Raw genomic sequence first — 17,437 nt, forward strand, 5'->3', positions numbered from 1 at the left:
CACGAAGAATAGCTTCGGATGGGTCGTCCTGTCCGGAGCAATCGGCCGCCGCGGCCAGCCTCCGGGAGCCCCGGGACGTATGCAGGGGGGAGCCTGCCTTAGATCCCGCCGTATCGCAGGGCGTTGTGCGCTTGCAGGTGTGCAAGCTAGCAACGTCAACGAGCGGGATTCTGATCCGTCCACCGTCGCTGTCGATCGCACTGTGTGTGAGGTCGTGTGCGTTCCGAAACGGTTGTTCCAGTGGTAACGGTTGTGCGGCCTCCCGTTGGTCGCAAGTCTTCCGCAACGCCATTAATGAGCAATTTCGGAAGAACGCCGCAACCGATGCAAGCAGTACGAAGGAGCGGATCAGACGGACCTGACCGAACCTGACACACATTATTTTTACGGAGCCCCGACCCAGAACGAGTGCTAAAGGTTTGCCCAGCGGCCGGCGCCAGGGATGTTCGCCAAACCAAGGGACCCAGCACGCGTGGGGCTTTACCGCCTCGTTGGAAAGTGACCCAGCGATCCGACGCGGCAATAAGCGGACAAATACATACGACGAATTGGAGAGCCCGATGAAGGTCTTTACTACTGGTCAGGTCGCGAAGATCTGCAAAGTGGCCCCCCGCACGGTCAGCAAGTGGTTCGACTCGGGACGCCTGAAGGGATACCGCATCCCCGGCTCCCAGGACCGACGCATTCCTCGCGAATACCTAATCCGCTTCCTCAAAGAGCACGGCATGCCGCTGGGCGATTTGGAGGACGAGGCGATGGCCAAGGTGCTCATCGTCGCCCAGGATCAGGTGCTCATTGAGAACCTCAAGCGTGAGTTGCCCGCCGAGCGGTCCTTCCGCACGCAGACCGCCGCCAGCGGCTTCGAAGCCGGCATCCAAGCCGAGAGCTTCCACCCCGACTGCATCATTTGCGACTTCTCGATCGGACACGTCGAGGCGTTGCAGATCTGCCAGAACTTGCGTCGCAACACCGACTTCGCCGAGACGATCCTGATCGCTCTGCTGCCGGACGACGGCTCGCCCGTGAGCTTCGACCGCTCGACGATCAACGAGACGTTCAAGAAGCCGTTCGACGCGGCACTGCTGGCCGAGCGTCTGCGGACGCTGATCGGCGCCAAGAAGGAGCTCGTCTGAGCCCCTTCGCTTCAGTGACATGGGCCGACCGCAGGAAGCGGTCGCTGGCCGTGCGACCTTTCCCGGGTCCGCGGCCGGTCGCCCCGATTCAACCAGAGCCCGGCCGCTCCAAGCGGCCGGGCTCCGGTCGTTGCTAGGGACCATTCTCTCGTCACCGGCTCTTGGGGGCCAAGGCGTCGGGCGCCGGCGGCCTTGAGCCGGCGCCATGTCGCGGGTAGGACTTAGGGCGTAGCCGCCGCCCGTTCCGCCCCGCAGCCCCGCCGCCCGCATGCCCCCGCGACTGACGCACCTCGACGACCATGGGGCGTGCCGCATGGTCGACGTCGGCGGCAAAGAGCCGACCGCCCGGCGCGCCGTGGCGACGGCCGTCGTGCGGATGGCGAGCGAGACACTCGGACTCATCCGTTCGGGTGATGCCGCCAAGGGCGACGTGCTTTCCGCAGCCCGGCTGGCGGGCGTGATGGCGGCCAAGAAAACCGCCGATCTCATCCCGCTGTGCCACCCGCTGGGGCTCGATGCGGTGCAAGTCGATTTCCATTTCCAGGAGCCCGATGCGCTCACGATCGAGGCGTGCGCCTCGGTCCACGCCCGCACCGGCGTGGAGATGGAGGCGATGACGGCGGCTGCCATTTCTGCCCTAACCGTCTACGATATGGTCAAGGCGGTCGACCGCGGAGTGGTGATCGAGCACGTTCGGCTCGAGGCCAAGTCGGGTGGCCGCAGCGGCGACTGGCGCCGCGACCACGCCGACTGATCCCCACCACGACCCACTCTCCCCCGCTGCCCCCCCGCATGACCACCCCCGCGGCCCACACGATCGAGAGCGCGCGCAGCGCCTCGGCGGCGACGCTCGCCGAGCTCTTCGCCCCGATTGCCGAGGCGCTCGGCCGGGTCGAGTCGCGTCTGCAAACCGAGCTCCGCGCCGGCGATGGCCGCCTGGCGACCGAAGAGGTCGACCGCGTGGTGCGACACGGTTACCGGCTCGGCGGCAAACGGTTGCGGCCCGCGCTCGTGCTGCTATCCGCCCGCGCCGCCGGCGAGGCGTGCGACGACCACGTGCTGTTGGGCGTGGTGGTCGAGATGATCCACACCGCCACGCTCGTTCACGACGACGTGCTCGACGAAGCGACGCTGCGACGCCACGTGCAAACGGTCAACGCCCGTTGGGGCAACGAGACCAGCGTGCTGCTGGGAGATTTCCTGTTTAGCAAAGCGTTTTACCTGGCGAGCACCCTGCCCACCGTCGACGCCTGCCGCGTGATCGGCGCTTCGACCGAGCGGGTCTGCCTCGGCGAGCTCAGGCAAACACTCTCCGAGGGCGACCTCGAGCTCGACGAAGAGGACTACCTGGCGATCGTCGAGGCGAAGACCGCCGAGCTGTGCGCCTGCTGCTGCTCGCTCGGCGCCCGCTACGCCGGCGCCTCGACCGAGGCGATCGACGCGCTCACCGCCTTCGGCCGCGACCTCGGCGTGGCGTTCCAGATCGCCGACGACCTGTTGGACCTCACCGGCGAAGAAGCGGCCACCGGCAAGACCGTGGGCGCCGACCTCGCGAAGCGCAAGATGACGCTGCCGCTGATCCACGCCCGCCGCGAGTTGGTCGACGGCCCGCGGCTGGCGTTCGACGAGCTGCTGCGCAAGGGCGACGGCGCGTCGCGCAGCGAAGCGTTGCGCATCGCCGAAGAAACGGGCGGCCTGGCCTACGCCCAGGAGCAAGCCGAAGCGTACGCCGCCCGCGCGGCGGAGCGGCTGGAGGTCTTGGCCGAGGGACCCGATCGCGAGGCGCTCGCGATGGTGGCGCAGTTCTCAAGCCGCCGGCGGGCTTGAGCCCAATATCTTGAGTGCACGTAACCGGAGCCGCGCACGCAGTAAGCGGAGTGCGCCGCCAGCCCAAACGTGTTCCTGGCAAACCGTTTGCACTGCGGGCTACTCCGTTTACTTCGTGCGCGGCTCCGGTTTTTTCTGCTTGCCGAGGGCTGTCGAGAATTCGGCGGTCCCACAATTTCAGACAATATACTTGCGTACACTACCTGCGCCGAATATGCTCCGTGGCATGGTTCACGCTCTTCTCACCTCGACGACCTACGGCACATGGCTGCCGGGGGATACGCGTGGCTCGGTGACGCCGGTCCGCGACTACCGTCCCACGGATGCGGCGACACCGTATCGAGTTGCTCACAACCAACGGGGCGAACCCTGGGAGCCTTCGATGCCGGGACTCTACGCCAGTGCAAGACAATCGCTCAAAGGGCGGCCGGTCTGGCTATCCGCGGGGCAAGCTCGCATCGCTATCGGCTCGATGCTCAACAAGAGCGAGCGGCGTGGCTGGCGTATCGAAGCGTTGTGCGTGATGCGGAACCACTTCCACGCCGTGGTCGGCTGTGTCGGCGATGCGAGTTTCAAGCGGGTGCTCGCCAACCTCAAAGCGTTCGCCAGCGAGGGCCTGAACAACCAAGCAGGTGAGCCGAGTAGATGGTGGACCCGGGGAGGTTCGGCACCCTTGCTCCGTGACGAACGCGCAATCGAGACGGCGATCCACTACGTGCTGCACAAGCAGCAGCACCCACTTGCGCGATGGTCCGCGCGAGACGGGTTCCTCCTCCCAACAGACCCGACCACGAGAACCTATCCGCGCAAGTGAAATGTGACTCTCGCTAGCATGAATCAACTCGCGTAAGTGACCGGAGCCGCGCACGAAGTAAGTGGAGTTGTTCGCATGGCAATCGGCTTGCTAGAGCGCACTCCCGATAGCCGTAGCGTTGTTTCGCCGTATCGACGCCGAATCATACCGCCCCACACGCTACGCATCTGTGCGATTCGCACTAAGAACACATTTTGGTTGGCGGCGCACTCCGCTTACTTCGTGCGCGGCTCCGGCTATTTAGCGTGGATCATTTTCTGCCGATTCTGATCACTCTCCCGCCTCAACGATCCGCCCCGCGATCGTCTCCGGCGCCTCTTCCGGTTCGAGATCGACGAAGCGGCACTCTGAGAGCCCGCGGAACCACGCGCCCTGGCGTTTCGCGAAACGGCGGGTGCGGGTTTTGATCCGCTCGATCGTGGTCGGCAGGTCGCTATCGCCCGCCAAGTGCTCGATCACCTCCTGGTAGCCGACCGCCTGGCTCGCGGTGCGGCCGAGTTCGTTGCCGTCGGCAGTGAGCGCGCGGACCTCGTCGACGAGCCCCTCGGCGATCATCTCTTCAACGCGAGCTTCGATGCGGCCGTGCTGTTCTTCGCGCGGGCGTTGCAAGACAAACACCCGGCACGCCTCGGCGGGGCGGCCCTCTTCGAACTCTTCCTGCTGGTGGCTGATCGGCTGGCCGGTGACGCGGTAGACCTCCAACGCGCGGACGATCCGCCGGCTGTCGTTCGGGTGGATCTGGTTCGCCGCGAGCGGGTCGACGAGCGCCAGCCTCTCGTGCAACGCGGGCGAGCCGACCGTGGCGAGCTCCGACTCGATCTCGCTCCGCAAGTCCCAGTCGGCGGGCGGGCCCTCGAACAGGCCGCGCAACAGACACTTCAGGTAGAGCGGCGTGCCGCCGACGAACAACGGTGTTCGGTCGCGCGAGCGGATCTCGCCGATCGTTTGCATGGCCAAGTCGAGGTATCGGGCGACGCTGAACTCCTCGTCAGGCGCCACGAGATTGATCAGGTGGTGCGGCAGCCGGCTTTGCAGATCGCGGCCCGGCTTGGCGGTGCCGATGTCCATGCCGCGGTAAACGGCCATCGAGTCGAGCGACAGCACCTCGGCGCCAAGCCGCTCGGCCAGGGCCAGCGCCACGCCGGTCTTGCCGACGGCCGTAGCGCCGGTGAGGTACCAGCAGTCTTGGGCGGGGCTAATGTCCATAGGTTTCTGTAAGGGTACAAATTGCCTGTGGGAGGTGTCTCCGACACCGATCACGCCCCGCCAGCCGCAGCGGGCTCAAACACCGGTATTGGCGTCGGAGACGCCTCCCGCAGGCAAAAGCATGGGGTCTCGCTCTTGGGAGTTTGATGGCCGAGGGCGCAGAGCTTATGCTGAGGGGTCTGTGCCCCGCATTCTGGCCGCAACAAGCGTCTGCCGTGAATCCCCCACCCGCCGCATCACGACCGCTCGACCTCCTGGAAGAGACCATCCGCCAGCGGGCCGCTGCGCTCGAAAGGGCCGACCAGGCCGCCACGAAATCGTACACCGCCAAGCTGCTCCAGGGGGGCGTGCCGAAGATCGGCCCCAAGGTGACGGAGGAGGCGGCCGAGCTGGTCGAGGCCGCCGGCGAAGAGGGCGACGCGGGCCGCGAGCACTTCATCTACGAGGCGGGCGACCTGCTGTACCACACGCTCGTGCTGTTGCGTTCGCGCGGCGTCGAGCTCGCCGAGGTCGAGGCCGAGCTGGGGCGCCGGTTCGGCGTGTCGGGCCTCACCGAAAAAGCCAACCGGAGCCGATAGTTGCCTGACACCGCCACCCCGTTCCGCATCGGCGTGCCCAGCAAGGGCCGCCTGTCGGAGCTCGCCGAGAAGCTGCTCAACGAGGCCGGCCTGAAGTACCGCCGCCAGAACCGCGCGCTCTTTGCGCGCGTCAAGCCGCTCGCCGACGCCGACCCGCCGATCGACATCACGTTCCTGCGGACCGACGACATCCCGGTGCTCTGCGACGAGGGAGCGATCGACCTGGGAATCACCGGCAGCGACCTGGTGGCCGAGGCCGACGTGGCGAACATCGAGACGCGTCTGTCGCTCGGCATGGGCGGCTGCCGGCTGGCCGTGTGCGTGCCCGAGTCGAGCCCGGTCGTCACGCCCAAGGACCTGGCCGGTGACCGCGTCGCCACCAGCTTCCCGACGGTCACACGCAACTACCTCAACGAGCACGGCGTCACCGGCCACGTTGTCGAGCTGAGCGGGTCGGTCGAGGTGATGATCGCGCTGGGCGTCGCCGACGCGATCGTCGACTTGGTCGAGACCGGCAGCACGCTGGCGGCCAACAAGCTGCGGATCCTCGACACGATCGGCTCGTACGAGACGGTGCTGATCCAGCGTAAGCGGCAGCGTCTGCCGAAGATCGCCGACCGCATCGCCCGCCGCCTGGAGGGCGTGGTGATCGCCCGCGCTTACACGCTGCTCGAGTACAACGTGCCCGAGGCCAAGCTGGCCGCGGCCGAGGCCGTGACCCCCGGCTTCAATTCGCCCACCGTGAACAAGCTCGAGCAGTCGGGCTGGTTCGCCGTGCGGGCGATGGTCAAGCGGAGCGAGGTGATCGGCGTGATGGAGCGGCTCGAAGAGCTCGGCGCCCACGCGATCCTGGAGACGGCGATCCAGAACTGCCGGCTGTAGAACTCGCTCAAATCTGAGATGCGAAGCCCGGCGCCACGCGCTCCCGAGCTTCGCTCGGGGGATTCCGCATCCCGAAATCCGCCATCCGTATTTGAAGCAACCCCGCCAGGGCTCGAACCTGGAATGAGGGAATCAAAATCCCTAGTGTTACCATTACACTACGGGGTTGTGGTTGCTCTGTAGCTGTCGGTCGCTTTGGGTGGTCGTTTGCCGGCTCGGCAAAGCCTCCCCAAGCACCGTAGGCTATCGCGTTTCGGGCCGGTTCGCAACGGCGAAGCTGAGCTGTTCGAGCTCGGTGGCCAGATCAACGCTCACCTGGCTCACTTCAACTGGCAGCGAGTGGAGTGTGACCGGCGCAAAGTTCAGGATGCCCACCACGCCGGCGGCCGCTAGGCGGGTGGCCGCTTCTTGGGCCGCCTCGGCGGGGGCGGCGATCAGCCCCAGGCTGATCTCGCGTTCGCGGACCACCTCGCTGAGCCGCTCAACGTCTTCGACGACCAGCCCCTCGAGCGATTGGCCGATCTTGGCCGGATCGGCGTCGAAAACCGCCGCCACACGAAAACCCTGCGACGCAAAGCCTCGGTAGCCCAGCAGGGCTCGCCCCAGGTTGCCTGCGCCGATCATCGCCACGGTCCACTCTCGGTCGGTCCCCAAGATCCCCTTGATGGCGCCCACCAGGTCTTCGCAGCGGTAACCGACGCCGGGGTGGCCGAACTGGCCAAAGATCGCCAAGTCCTTGCGGACCTGGGCGTCGGTCAGGCCGAGCAGCTTGCCCAGCTTCCCCGAGCTCGCCATGGTGTCGCCCCCCCGGATCAGTCGCTGCAGCTCACGCAGGTACAAGCTCAGCCGGTAGACGACCGCCTTGGGCACCCCTTTGGCGCCTTGCGAGTCGGACTTCCACTTGCCGTTGGCCATCGCTTTTATCCGCCCCGTAGGGCGTTGGCTGCTTGCAGGGGGGCTAAACGGAACGCCGTGGCGGGAGGCCTGCGGGGAACACGCCCGAAGGAACTCTCAATCGTATCCCTGAATCATCTAAACATCAATTCAGGAAAAGACTTGCGCCACCAAGGGCAACGGATCGAGCCTCCGCCCCAAGCGCGGCTGGTCATGGTGATTCTTACCCCACTAAATGCCCGGTTCGTGGCTGCTGATTCTCCCCGGGGCGCCCAAACCCTCCACTCATCCGTTGCAACCCGCACCGTGTGATCTCGTCATGCAACGCTCACGAATGGCTCATCCGCAACAGCCGCTATGACCGCCTGGCCCCGGAACAGGTAATAGGCCTAACAAAGAACACATAACACCCAATGGTCAAACAACTTAAGGACTCTCACAACCGGGCAAACACTGCCTCCTGGAGAGCAAGCACTGAAAGCGAAATATAGGCAGTTCCGTTAAGGAGCGTGGGTCGGGCAATCCGAATCAATTAGCGACGGGACTATCCCTCCCGTTTGACCACCCCCCCTATATCCCCTCGATGTTCTTCAGGAGGCGAAGTAAGTGATGAAACGCACGATTGGATTGCCGGTTGCCGCGGCTGTCGTGCTCGCTCTCGTAGCCAGCCAAGCCCAAGCGGCTTGCTGTGGCGCAGAGCGAGTCGCCAGCGATGGCTGTTCGGCCCCGCACTACCACACCGTTTACCGCACAGTTAAGAAGACCGTGATGGACCGGGTCGAAGAGACCCGCTACCGCACGGTGCACGACCGCGTGCCGTTCGAGAAGACCATCAATTACACGGTCAATCGCACGGAAAAGCGTCAGCGTCAGGTTAACTACACGGTCATGGTCCCCTCGTACGAGACCAAGACCCGCTCCTACACCGTGTGCAAGCCGGTTTGGGAGACCAAGCAGAAGCAGGTCAACTACACCGTCATGAAGCCGGTCTACGAGACCAAGACCCGCACCTACACCGTGTGCAAGCCGGTTTGGGAGACCCGCCAGAAGCAGGTCAACTACACCGTCATGAAGCCGGTCTACGAGACCAAGACCCGCACCTACACCGTGCACAAGCCGGTTTGGGAGACCCGCCAGAAGCAGGTCAACTACACCGTCATGAAGCCGGTCTACGAGACCAAGACCCGCACCTACACCGTGCACAAGCCGGTCTACGAGACCCGCTCGAAGGAAGTGACGTACTACGTCCGCAAGGCCGTGCCTTACACCAAGACCGTTCAGGTCAAGGGCGGCCACTGGGAGACGCAGAGCTACACGGTCCCCGGACCGAGCTACACCAAGACGGTCCGCACGCCGGGCAAGTGGGTTTACAACGCCGACACTTGCAGCTGCTGCTACCAACCCGGCACGTGCTGCAAGGTGCCGGTTCAGTGCCCGCCCCGCACCTGCTGCAAGAAGGTTTGGGTGCCGGAGTGCCACACGAAGGAGATCTGCTGCACGAAGTACGTCTGCGAGCCGCGCACCAAGACCGTGTGCTACAAGGTTTGCAAGATGGTGCCCGAGTGCAAGACCTGCTGCTACAAGGTCTGCAAGATGGTCCCCGAGTGCCGCACCAAGACTTGCTGCTACAAGGTTTGCAAGATGGTGCCCGAGTGCAAGACCTGCACGTACAAGGTCTGCAAGATGGTCCCCGAGTGCCGCACCAAGACCTGCTGCTACAAGGTCTGCAAGATGGTCCCCGAGACCAAGACCTGCTGCTACAAGGTCTGCAAGATGGTTCCCGAGTGCCGCACCAAGACCTGCTGCTACAAGGTCTGCAAGATGGTCCCCGAGACCAAGACCTGCTGCTACAAGGTCTGCAAGATGATCCCCGAGTGCCGCACTCGGACCGAGTGCTACAACGTCTGCGTGCCGGAGTGCAAGACCCGCACCGTCACCTGCTACAAGTGTGTTCCTCGCCAAGAGGCGTACACGGTGACCAAGTGCGTGCCCCGCTGCGTCTGTGAGCAGGTTCCGTGCAAGGTGCTCTGCACCAACCCGGAATGCCCCGAGGCCCAGACGGCCCCGGCCGACGGTTGCAACTGCCCGGACAACTGCTCCGGCGGCTGCGGCTGCTCGCACTGCGGCTGAACCCGCACGAGACCGTTGAAAGAGAATCGTTGATGACAAGAAGACGGCCTCCCCCTCGGGGGGAACGCCGATAAGCTTCGCCCCTCACCGCTCCCGACGCCTCATTAGCCGACGGAGTCCTTAGCGGGGTGGTCAAAACCGCGAGGCGGCCCGGTCCAACCTTGGACCGGGCCGCTTTCGTTTTGGACCGAACAAAAAAAGAGTGAACCGCCAAGACGCCAAGCAAGGAAAGCTGTAGGGAACGCCCTCCGTGGCGTTCCGTGGCGTGGGTGCACGACGACCGGCAAGGGCCCGGACCGCCACGGAGAGCGGTCCCTGCAGCTTGCTTGGCGTCTTGGCGGTTCTCCACCTTTAAAAACCAAGGGCTTCGGCCCGCCGCTCCAAACGTTATCATGGAGGGTTTGCGACGATCCGATCCCCCACCGAGCCACGAGGGGCCCCTCCGCAGAGGGCGCCAGCAGCATGACCAGGCACATCTTCGTCACCGGCGGCGTCGTCAGCTCCCTCGGCAAGGGGCTCACCAGCGCGTCGATCGGCATGCTCCTCGAGAAGCGCGGCCTCTCGGTCCGCATGCAGAAGCTCGACCCCTACCTGAACGTCGACCCCGGCACGATGAGCCCCTACCAGCACGGCGAGGTCTACGTGCTGGACGACGGTTCGGAGACCGACCTGGACCTCGGCCACTACGAGCGGTTCACCAACTCGCCGCTCATGCGCGAGACGAACTACACCACCGGCCAGATCTACCAAGAGGTCATCAACAAAGAGCGTCGCGGCGAGTTCCTCGGCAAGACCGTGCAGGTGATCCCGCACGTCACGAACGAGATCAAGGACTGCATCGCCCGCGTGGCGAGCACGCCGGTCACCGGGCCCGACGGCCAGACGCTGCCGCCGGCCGACGTGGTGATCACCGAGATCGGCGGCACGGTCGGCGACATCGAGAGCCTGCCGTTCCTCGAGGCGATCCGCCAGTTCTCGATCACCGCCGGCCGCGAGAAATGCCTCTACATCCACCTGACGCTGGTCCCCTACCTCAAGGCGGCCCGCGAGCTGAAGACCAAACCGACCCAGCACTCGGTCGGCCAGCTGCGTGAGATCGGCATCGCGCCAGACATCCTCATCTGCCGCACCGAGCAACCGATCGGCCGCGAAGACCGCGAGAAGATCGCGTTGTTCTGCAACGTCGGGCTCGAGTCCGTAATCGAAGAGCGCGACAAAGACTTCTCGATCTACGAGGTCCCCTTGAGCCTGGTCGAGAACCGCCTCGACCAGCAGATCTGCGACAAGCTCGGCCTCACGACGCCGCAGCCCAACCTCGACGACTGGCGCGACCTGCTCCACCGCCTGCGGCACCCCGACCACGAGATCTCGATCGCCGTGGTCGGCAAGTACGCCGAGCACGTCGACGCTTACAAGAGCATCTACGAGGCGCTCGACCACGCCGGCATGGCGCACAAGGCGAGCATCCGCATCGGTCGGATCCGCAGCGAGGACGTCGAAGCCGAGGGCCCCGAGCGGCTGCTCAGCGGCTACGACGGCCTGTTGGTGCCGGGCGGCTTCGGCGAGCGTGGCATCGAGGGCAAGGTCTCCGCCATCCGCTGGGCAAGGGAGAAGGGCGTGCCGTTCTTCGGCATCTGCCTGGGGCTGCAATGCGCGGCGGTCGAGTTCGGCCGCAACGTGGTGGGCCTCGAGGGGGCCCACTCCACCGAGTTCGACAAGGACACGCCCCACCCGGTGATCTGCCTCTTGGACGAGCAGCAATCGATCACCGACATGGGCGGCACGATGCGTCTCGGCGCCCAGTCGACCGACCTGGAGCCCGGCAGCCTGGTCCACGAGTGCTACGGCGACGTGAAGATCAGCGAGCGGCACCGCCACCGCTACGAATTCAACAACAAGTACCGCCAGCAGTACGAGGCCCACGGCCTGAAGTTCGCCGGCACCAGCCGCCAGGATGCCCTGGTCGAGACGATCGAGCTGCCCGGCCACCCGTGGTTCCTCGCCGTGCAATACCACCCCGAGTTCAAGAGCAAGCCGATCAAGCCGCAGCCGCTGTTCAGCGGTTTCGTCGGCGCCGCGGTCAAGCGTCGCAGCAGCAAACGCGAAGACGCCGCCAAGCCGACGCCCTCGCCGGCCGACGACTCGATCGAGGCAAACCACTAAAGCGCATTGCAGAGGAGCCAGCATGTCCGAAGACAAACCGAAGATCATCATCGACGAGGACTGGAAGAGCCAAGTCGAAGCCGAACGCGAAGCCGCCAAAGCAGGCGAGCCCGGGGCGTCAGCCCCCGGCGGTTCCAACCAACCAACCGACGCAACCCCACCGGCGGCCGAAGCCGCCGGCTCTCCGGACGGCGCGCAGGACGACGACCCGCCGATGCCCCCCGCGTCGCTGCCGATGCTCGTCTCGTCGCTGGCGACCGAGGCTCTAATGGCGCTCGGTCAGATCCCCCACCCGATGACCGGCGAGACGATCGCCCGCCCGAACCTGGCGAAGTACCTGATCGACATGGTGGCGATGCTCAAAGAAAAGACCGCCGACGCCGCCGAGCCCGAAGAGGCCCAGGCGATCGAAGACATCCTGCACCAACTGCGGATGGCGTTCGTCGCGGTGCAGAAGAAGTAGCCTCTTCATCCCCTCCCCCCGTGGGGGGAGGGCTAGGGTGGGAGCGCATCGGGTACCCGGGTTCACCCCCACCCCAGGGCTAGAGCGGTATTCGAATTGGTGTGGACGAGCGGGGAAGCGATTGGCGGCGTGGCGAGGAAGCCGAAGCAGGCAATGCGGTGCATTGTCGATGCAGGCTGACGAAGCCATGACGCCGATCGCGAGCCGAGCGTCTACAACAATGAGCAAACCGCTCTAGTCGCTGGGCCGACACAGCCGAGCCCTTCAGGCTCGATTGCGCAGGCTCTTTCCTCTGCGTCTTAGCGCCTCTGCGTGAGACTTCTTCCTCACTCCCCCCGCTCCAAACTCTCCACCACCCGCACCGCCCGCCGCCGCGGCCGCAGGCTGCGCCCGCGCCGATGGGCGTAGACCTGAGTCGCTTCGGCGCCGAGCAGCAGGATCATCGCCGAGTAATAGACCCACACCAAGATCACGGCGAGCGACGCCGCCGCGGCGCCGAACCGCGCCCCCGGCGCCGCGAACACGAAGTACTGCTGGATCGCCAGCCGGCCCAGCAGGAACAGGGCCGTCGTGAGCCCCGCTCCCACGACCACGTCGCGCCAATTCACCCGGGCGTCGGGCAGCACCTTGAAGATCGTGGCGAAAACGACGAACGCAACGAGCGATTGCACGCCGTAGTTGATCGCCGCGGCCGGCAACGGGTCGACCCCGACCACCGCCTCGAGTTGATCGCCGATAAAGACCATCACGCCCGAGACCGCCATCGACACGACCAGCAGGAACCCCAAGCCCAGGATCAACGCGAACGAAACGGCGCGCTTGCGCAGCATCATCCGCACGGGCGATCGATCGGGGTCGGGTCGCACGCCCCACACCCGGTTGAGCGAAATCTGCAACGCCCCCATCAGGCCGGTGATGGCCACGACCACGCCCGTCAGACTCAGCAGCGTCTTCCACCACTTGCCGGTGGTGTGCTGGCTGCGCTCGATCATCGCGGCGATCTCGTCCGACGCGTCGGGGTTGCCGAGCAGCTGCGCGGCCTGGCGTTCGAGGATCCCCTCGGCCTTCTCTTCGGCGGTCTGCGAGTCGTACACGACCGACAGCCCCCCCGTCACCACCGTGAGCAGCAGGAACAGCAGCGGCGGCAGCGCGAAGACGGTGTAGTACGACAGCGCGGCGGCCAGCGTGGGGCACTGGTCGCGGAAGAACTCAGCGAAGACCTGCTTGAGGTAGCTCATACACGGCGCTTGCTTGGTGAGCGGTGTGGACAGTGCAACCCTAGCAGATCAGCCGCAACGCGCAGCGCTCTTGTGGCTGCGTGCGGCGCCCCCTTTCGCCCCGGCGAGCTGCGTGCAGTGGAATCCGTCCTCAAAAAAAACCGGCCGTCCAAAACGCGTCGCATGAAAAGCAGGGCGATTATTTCCGCCCGCGTCGGGCCTGTCGGCTTCTCGTTAAACCATGACGCGGCAGCCCCTTACGACAAAATGGCCGCGGCACAAAAATCGTTTCTGCGCGCTGGTTCAAAACCGATTGCAGAAATTTGGCGTCCGACGTGTTATCAAGATAATTGGGCGCCGCAGGGTGTCGTTTTCGCGTGGGGCGTTGCGGCGGATCGGAAAGCGGCGCCCCCACTGAGCCGCGCCGCTGCGTTTTTCAGGCGCGTTTCTCCGCGCCCCCGCCGCCAAACTTTTCTGGCGACCAACTCGCCGCGGCAATCTCGAATATTCCTGGCCACCCGTTCGGCTCGTTCCGTCTGGCGCGGTTCGCGCTGTCGCCCGCTTCGTGCGTTCGCCGTTGTGAGAATTCCCACCCGTGACCCCGCCGAACGACTGCCCCTTCCGCTAGCAGTCTGCCGATACCACAAACTAGGCAAGATGGAGCTTATTTCCCGCAAGCCGCGGCGGCGCCGGCGGAGGGAACATCGACGGTTAGGATAAGGAGATCGGAACGTGTCAGCTACGCCCGGCGCCATGGGCGCCCCCTCTCAGCCGAGCCACGAGCCCCTCGCCAAGCGGGCCCACACCGATTGGTTCACCCTGGCCGTCGCCATGGGCGCCACGCTGCTGCTCGTGCAACTGCTGATCGTTCAGCCACTGCGCGAGCAGGTCGCCGCGATGCAGTCGCAGGTCGGCAGCGTGCACCAGGCGCTCACCGCGCTGAGCGACGAGTCGTCGCGGGCGGGAGAGACCGCGTCGCTGCTCACGTCGCTCGCCAACCAGGCGGAGACCGCCGAGGCCGCCGGCCGGGCGCTCGATCGGTTCGCCGACCTCGAGACCAAGCTCGCCGACACCGAGCGCAAGTACGGCGAGGTCCAGTCGCGGCTCGAGCGGCTCGCCGAGTTGCCCGCCCAGCTGAACGCCGCCCTCGAAGCCGCCGGCGACGCCGCCCCGTCGGTCTCGCAAGCTTGGGCCCTGCGGGACGACCTGGCCGAGGCCGTGGAGCTCTCCGAGGAGTCGCTCGAGCTGAGTCGCACGCTGCTCTCCTCCGAGGCCGGGCTGGCGAGTCGCGCCGCCGGCATCGCCTCGGCGCGGGCCGTGCTGGTCGAGTTGCTCGAGCTCGAGGCCGAGTTGCGTGAGCCGGCAATCGATGTCGCCCTGTCGCGCGAAAGGCTCGAAGGGCTGGTGGGCCTCAAACGCCGGCTCATCACCCAGACCGACGACCTGCCGGCGGCCGTCGACACACTGGCGCTGATGGCCGAGCTGCGCTGCGACTTCGACCGGGCGATGGACGTGCTCGCGCCGCTCAAGGCGATGATGACCGATCTGGTGATGATCGAGCCGTCGATCGCCCGGGTGGCGGCCTCGGTCGCCCCGTCGCTGGAGCGGGACGACCTAGCCCGGCTCGGCGGCGGCGAGCTGCGGATGGTGCTCCGCGAGCTCCGCGACCGCCACGCCTCGGCCCTGCAGCAGGCGGCCCGCAACAGCGACTACGACGACCTGGCCGTCGACGCCCCGGCGGAGCCCGAAGCCCCGGCGGAGCCGGTCGCCAGCGATGAGGTCGCAAGCGGCGAGCCCGCGGCCGAGGTGGCCGCCCTGCCCGATGGCGACTCAGCCGCCAAGTGAGGCTTGCCTTGCTGGCAAGCGGCCTGGCTACCGATCCCCCACCACGCCCGCAAGGGCGTGGTTTTTTATGCCCCTACGCACGCCGGCCGCGTGCTGCCACACAGCGGCAGTCGGTTAGAATCGGGCGGAAATCGCTCCGGGATTGGCAACCTCTCGGGCGTTTGATGGCTCTTCTTATTGCGAGCCTACTGGTCAGCGGGCCGTCCGGGCCAAGTTTTCTCGGAGGCGCCGTTCTGGGGAGCCCGTCAGACCGGCGCCCTGATTGCCCCCGACGACTATGAACGGAAGAGCCCGGAAATGGCCGACGACCAGCTTGTCTCCGGCCTCCGTTGTGGCGATGGGCTCGCCTTCGAGACGCTCGTCAAGCGATTCGAGACCCCGCTGTACCGATACTTTTTAGCCTCACACGGCGACGCCCAGCTCGCCGGCGAGCAGTCGGTCGATTGCTTCAGCGAACTGGTCCGCGCCATGCCAAAGATGTCGGGCGGCGACAGGCAACTCCGGCCGTTTGTCTTCGCGGTCGCCCGGAACGTGCTTCGGCGTAGCTGGCGAGCGCGGGCTCGGCCTGCGGCGCCGCTCGATTCCGCGGAAGAAAAGGCCGATCCCCGTCCGACCCCGGCCGCGGTCGCTGAGTCGCAAGACGAGCACGCCCGGCTGATCGGGGCGATCCGCTCGCTCGATCCACCGACCCGCGACGCCCTGCTGATGCACTACGTCGAACAGATGCCCCTTGCCGAGGTGGCCGCGGCGATCGGCGAGCCGCTCGGGACGATCAAGAGCCGCCTGCACCGTGGCCGCCACCGCCTGGCGGCCCTCCTTCAGCCCTCAACCCCATCGCCATGAACGAACCCGAAGAGAAGCGGATCGACCAATCGATCGAAGAGGCCCTGGCGCCTTTCTGCGACGCAAGCCCGCCGGAGTCGGTTCGCTCGGCCAACCGGGCGGCGGTCCGCCGGGCGTTGTCGCCGGAGCCCGCAGCGCCTTGGTGGCGCCAATCGATTGCCGTGCCCCTGCCGGCGGCCGTGGCGGCTGCGACGTTGCTCGTGGCCGCCACGGCATCCGCCTTGTGGCCCAGAGGTGTGGAAACGCTCGCCGATCCCGACACGGCGCCCGCCACGCTGGCGCGACAACCGTTGGGCGGCGGCGATCCCTCGGGCCAATGGGACTGGACCGTCAGCCACCACTACATCGACTCGATCGAAACGCTCGCCTTGGAACGCAACGCTTGGACAGTTCAACGCACAGGAGAACTCTGATGATTATAAGAACCGCGGCGTGCATCGCTCTATTAGGCCTAGCGGGAGGCGCGGCTTGCCAGGCTGCCAACAAGGACGATTTCTATCGGTACTACAGCGTCCAAGTGAAGGTCTCGTCGCTCGGCGCCGACCGCCTGCTCGATTCTTACCGCTCGCATGGCGGCGGCTCGGGATCGCCCGGCTCCAGCTTCGGTATCTCGTCGCCGATCGCGGACGCCTCCCAGGAAATCGAGATCAAGCCCACGCACGAGGGCGGCAGGCTCTACGCCAACCTGACTTTTAGCTCCGAGGGGACCCAATCTGAATCAGGCAGCGACAAGAACGGCGACAAAGCCGGACCAGACGACGAGCCGGCAGTGAGGCGGCAGCGTATCGACCTCACCGACCTGCGGCCTACGTCGATCGATCTTGGATCGGACAGCGACGGCCGCACCTATCGGCTCGACCTGACGCCCCAGGTAGTCGAGCAGAGGATCACCCCGCTGTCGTTCCGAGAGGTGACCGACAAACTCTACAAGCTGAACTTCCACCGCTCGCGTGTCGTCCTCAACGACAAAACCTTGGTGGGACGGATGCAGGTCACCTCGACACAGATGACCTGGATCCAGATCAACGACTTAGCCAACATCGAATTCTCGCTGCACCGCATCAAGAACGCTAAGCCATGGGGACGGCTGCAAGACGGCTGCATCACGATCACCCACCCCGATGGCGACGAGATCGAAATCGTCCGTGTGACCAACGGCGACGATTCCCAATTGATCGAGGGTGGCCCCTACCGGGTATGGGTCCGCTGGAAGGAGCCGGCCCAAACCTACGCGGAAATGCGTGAAGCACTCACCAAGTATCGCGACCGCTTGCTGAGCGGCGAGGAGACCGCAGCCTCGCCGCACACACTCCAGCTCATCGAACAGAAGCTCACGAGGGAGCCGGGGCCCTGGCTCGTCGGCTCCGGCGGCTCGAGCCGCCGGCCTCACGACATTGTCGAGGAATAGATCGCAAGAACGGCAGGCAGTCCTTGTGGCGCTT

The 17,437-nt window shown here is 65.7% G+C and carries 16 protein-coding genes and 1 tRNA gene; 13 read left to right on the plus strand and 4 right to left on the minus strand.

Annotated features, from left to right (window positions below; all coding sequences use genetic code 11):
* Window positions 1–560 precede the first annotated feature (560 nt).
* From Mal64_RS10300 to Mal64_RS10315, 4 genes are all read left to right on the plus strand, one after another.
* Window positions 561–1,133, plus strand: coding sequence for a helix-turn-helix domain-containing protein (locus Mal64_RS10300; protein ID WP_146399778.1), 573 nt, complete (start codon window positions 561–563; stop codon window positions 1,131–1,133).
* A 268-nt stretch (window positions 1,134–1,401) separates the two neighbouring features.
* Window positions 1,402–1,887: a cyclic pyranopterin monophosphate synthase MoaC gene (moaC, locus tag Mal64_RS10305; RefSeq protein WP_146399780.1), complete on the plus strand. Its 486-nt coding sequence runs from the start codon at window positions 1,402–1,404 to the stop codon at window positions 1,885–1,887.
* Between the two features lie 38 nt (window positions 1,888–1,925).
* Window positions 1,926–2,960, plus strand: coding sequence for a polyprenyl synthetase family protein (locus tag Mal64_RS10310; RefSeq protein ID WP_146399782.1), 1,035 nt, complete (start codon window positions 1,926–1,928; stop codon window positions 2,958–2,960).
* Window positions 2,961–3,186: 226 nt separating this feature from the next.
* A complete protein-coding gene (locus tag Mal64_RS10315; protein ID WP_146399784.1) occupies window positions 3,187–3,774 on the plus strand; it encodes a hypothetical protein in 588 nt (195 codons plus the stop codon).
* 270 nt (window positions 3,775–4,044) lie between these two features.
* On the opposite strand, the gene miaA is transcribed toward Mal64_RS10315, so the two are convergent.
* A complete protein-coding gene (gene miaA / locus Mal64_RS10320) occupies window positions 4,045–4,980 on the minus strand; it encodes a tRNA (adenosine(37)-N6)-dimethylallyltransferase MiaA (protein WP_146399786.1) in 936 nt (311 codons plus the stop codon).
* A 215-nt stretch (window positions 4,981–5,195) separates the two neighbouring features.
* Between miaA and hisE the strand changes: the two genes are divergently transcribed.
* Complete coding sequence (hisE, locus tag Mal64_RS10325) at window positions 5,196–5,558, plus strand: phosphoribosyl-ATP diphosphatase (protein WP_231993654.1); 363 nt, start codon at window positions 5,196–5,198, stop codon at window positions 5,556–5,558.
* On the plus strand, window positions 5,559–6,440 hold the full coding sequence (hisG, locus tag Mal64_RS10330) for an ATP phosphoribosyltransferase (protein WP_146399790.1): 882 nt from the start codon (window positions 5,559–5,561) through the stop codon (window positions 6,438–6,440).
* 97 nt (window positions 6,441–6,537) lie between these two features.
* On the opposite strand, the gene Mal64_RS10335 is transcribed toward hisG, so the two are convergent.
* A tRNA-Gln gene (locus Mal64_RS10335) sits at window positions 6,538–6,608 on the minus strand.
* Between the two features lie 75 nt (window positions 6,609–6,683).
* Window positions 6,684–7,355, minus strand: coding sequence for a redox-sensing transcriptional repressor Rex (locus Mal64_RS10340; RefSeq protein ID WP_146399792.1), 672 nt, complete (start codon window positions 7,353–7,355; stop codon window positions 6,684–6,686).
* A 588-nt stretch (window positions 7,356–7,943) separates the two neighbouring features.
* Here Mal64_RS10340 and Mal64_RS10345 point away from each other — a divergent pair.
* The 3 genes from Mal64_RS10345 to Mal64_RS10355 all read left to right on the plus strand — a co-directional run bounded on the left by Mal64_RS10345 (window position 7,944) and on the right by Mal64_RS10355 (window position 12,090).
* On the plus strand, window positions 7,944–9,464 hold the full coding sequence (locus Mal64_RS10345) for a hypothetical protein (RefSeq protein ID WP_146399794.1): 1,521 nt from the start codon (window positions 7,944–7,946) through the stop codon (window positions 9,462–9,464).
* A gap of 462 nt (window positions 9,465–9,926) precedes the next feature.
* A complete protein-coding gene (locus tag Mal64_RS10350) occupies window positions 9,927–11,627 on the plus strand; it encodes a CTP synthase (RefSeq protein ID WP_146399796.1) in 1,701 nt (566 codons plus the stop codon).
* Between the two features lie 22 nt (window positions 11,628–11,649).
* On the plus strand, window positions 11,650–12,090 hold the full coding sequence (locus tag Mal64_RS10355) for a DUF1844 domain-containing protein (protein ID WP_146399798.1): 441 nt from the start codon (window positions 11,650–11,652) through the stop codon (window positions 12,088–12,090).
* A 326-nt stretch (window positions 12,091–12,416) separates the two neighbouring features.
* Here Mal64_RS10355 and Mal64_RS10360 read toward each other — a convergent pair whose 3' ends face one another.
* Window positions 12,417–13,328 (minus strand): YihY/virulence factor BrkB family protein, encoded by a 912-nt coding sequence (locus tag Mal64_RS10360; RefSeq protein ID WP_146399800.1) that lies wholly within the window; start codon window positions 13,326–13,328, stop codon window positions 12,417–12,419.
* 711 nt (window positions 13,329–14,039) lie between these two features.
* Here Mal64_RS10360 and Mal64_RS10365 point away from each other — a divergent pair.
* The 4 genes from Mal64_RS10365 to Mal64_RS10380 all read left to right on the plus strand — a co-directional run bounded on the left by Mal64_RS10365 (window position 14,040) and on the right by Mal64_RS10380 (window position 17,403).
* A complete protein-coding gene (locus Mal64_RS10365; protein WP_146399803.1) occupies window positions 14,040–15,152 on the plus strand; it encodes a hypothetical protein in 1,113 nt (370 codons plus the stop codon).
* A gap of 297 nt (window positions 15,153–15,449) precedes the next feature.
* Entirely contained in the window at window positions 15,450–15,995 is a 546-nt protein-coding gene (locus tag Mal64_RS10370) for an RNA polymerase sigma factor (protein WP_146399805.1), read from the plus strand.
* Window positions 15,992–16,408 carry a hypothetical protein gene (locus Mal64_RS10375; protein ID WP_146399807.1) on the plus strand — a complete coding sequence of 139 codons (417 nt, stop codon included), beginning with the start codon at window positions 15,992–15,994 and terminating at the stop codon, window positions 16,406–16,408. The genes Mal64_RS10370 and Mal64_RS10375 overlap by 4 nt, the downstream gene beginning before the upstream one ends.
* A complete protein-coding gene (locus tag Mal64_RS10380) occupies window positions 16,408–17,403 on the plus strand; it encodes a hypothetical protein (RefSeq protein ID WP_146399809.1) in 996 nt (331 codons plus the stop codon). The genes Mal64_RS10375 and Mal64_RS10380 overlap by 1 nt, the downstream gene beginning before the upstream one ends.
* Window positions 17,404–17,437: the final 34 nt, after the last annotated feature.

Source organism: Pseudobythopirellula maris, assembly GCF_007859945.1.
GTDB lineage: Bacteria > Planctomycetota > Planctomycetia > Pirellulales > Lacipirellulaceae > Pseudobythopirellula > Pseudobythopirellula maris.

Excerpts from the sequence above, each read along its gene's own strand:
- Mal64_RS10315 (WP_146399784.1), top strand. The coding sequence starts at position 3,187 with ATGGTTCACGCTCTTCTCACCTCGACGACCTACGGCACATGGCTGCCG.
- Mal64_RS10355 (WP_146399798.1), top strand. The coding sequence starts at position 11,650 with ATGTCCGAAGACAAACCGAAGATCATCATCGACGAGGACTGGAAGAGC.
- Mal64_RS10360 (WP_146399800.1), bottom strand. The coding sequence starts at position 13,328 with ATGAGCTACCTCAAGCAGGTCTTCGCTGAGTTCTTCCGCGACCAGTGC.
- Mal64_RS10370 (WP_146399805.1), top strand. The coding sequence starts at position 15,450 with ATGGCCGACGACCAGCTTGTCTCCGGCCTCCGTTGTGGCGATGGGCTC.
- Mal64_RS10310 (WP_146399782.1), top strand. The coding sequence starts at position 1,926 with ATGACCACCCCCGCGGCCCACACGATCGAGAGCGCGCGCAGCGCCTCG.
- Mal64_RS10380 (WP_146399809.1), top strand. The coding sequence starts at position 16,408 with ATGATTATAAGAACCGCGGCGTGCATCGCTCTATTAGGCCTAGCGGGA.
- Mal64_RS10345 (WP_146399794.1), top strand. The coding sequence starts at position 7,944 with ATGAAACGCACGATTGGATTGCCGGTTGCCGCGGCTGTCGTGCTCGCT.
- Mal64_RS10350 (WP_146399796.1), top strand. The coding sequence starts at position 9,927 with ATGACCAGGCACATCTTCGTCACCGGCGGCGTCGTCAGCTCCCTCGGC.
- moaC (WP_146399780.1), top strand. The coding sequence starts at position 1,402 with ATGCCCCCGCGACTGACGCACCTCGACGACCATGGGGCGTGCCGCATG.
- Mal64_RS10375 (WP_146399807.1), top strand. The coding sequence starts at position 15,992 with ATGAACGAACCCGAAGAGAAGCGGATCGACCAATCGATCGAAGAGGCC.
- Mal64_RS10340 (WP_146399792.1), bottom strand. The coding sequence starts at position 7,355 with ATGGCCAACGGCAAGTGGAAGTCCGACTCGCAAGGCGCCAAAGGGGTG.
- miaA (WP_146399786.1), bottom strand. The coding sequence starts at position 4,980 with ATGGACATTAGCCCCGCCCAAGACTGCTGGTACCTCACCGGCGCTACG.
- Mal64_RS10300 (WP_146399778.1), top strand. The coding sequence starts at position 561 with ATGAAGGTCTTTACTACTGGTCAGGTCGCGAAGATCTGCAAAGTGGCC.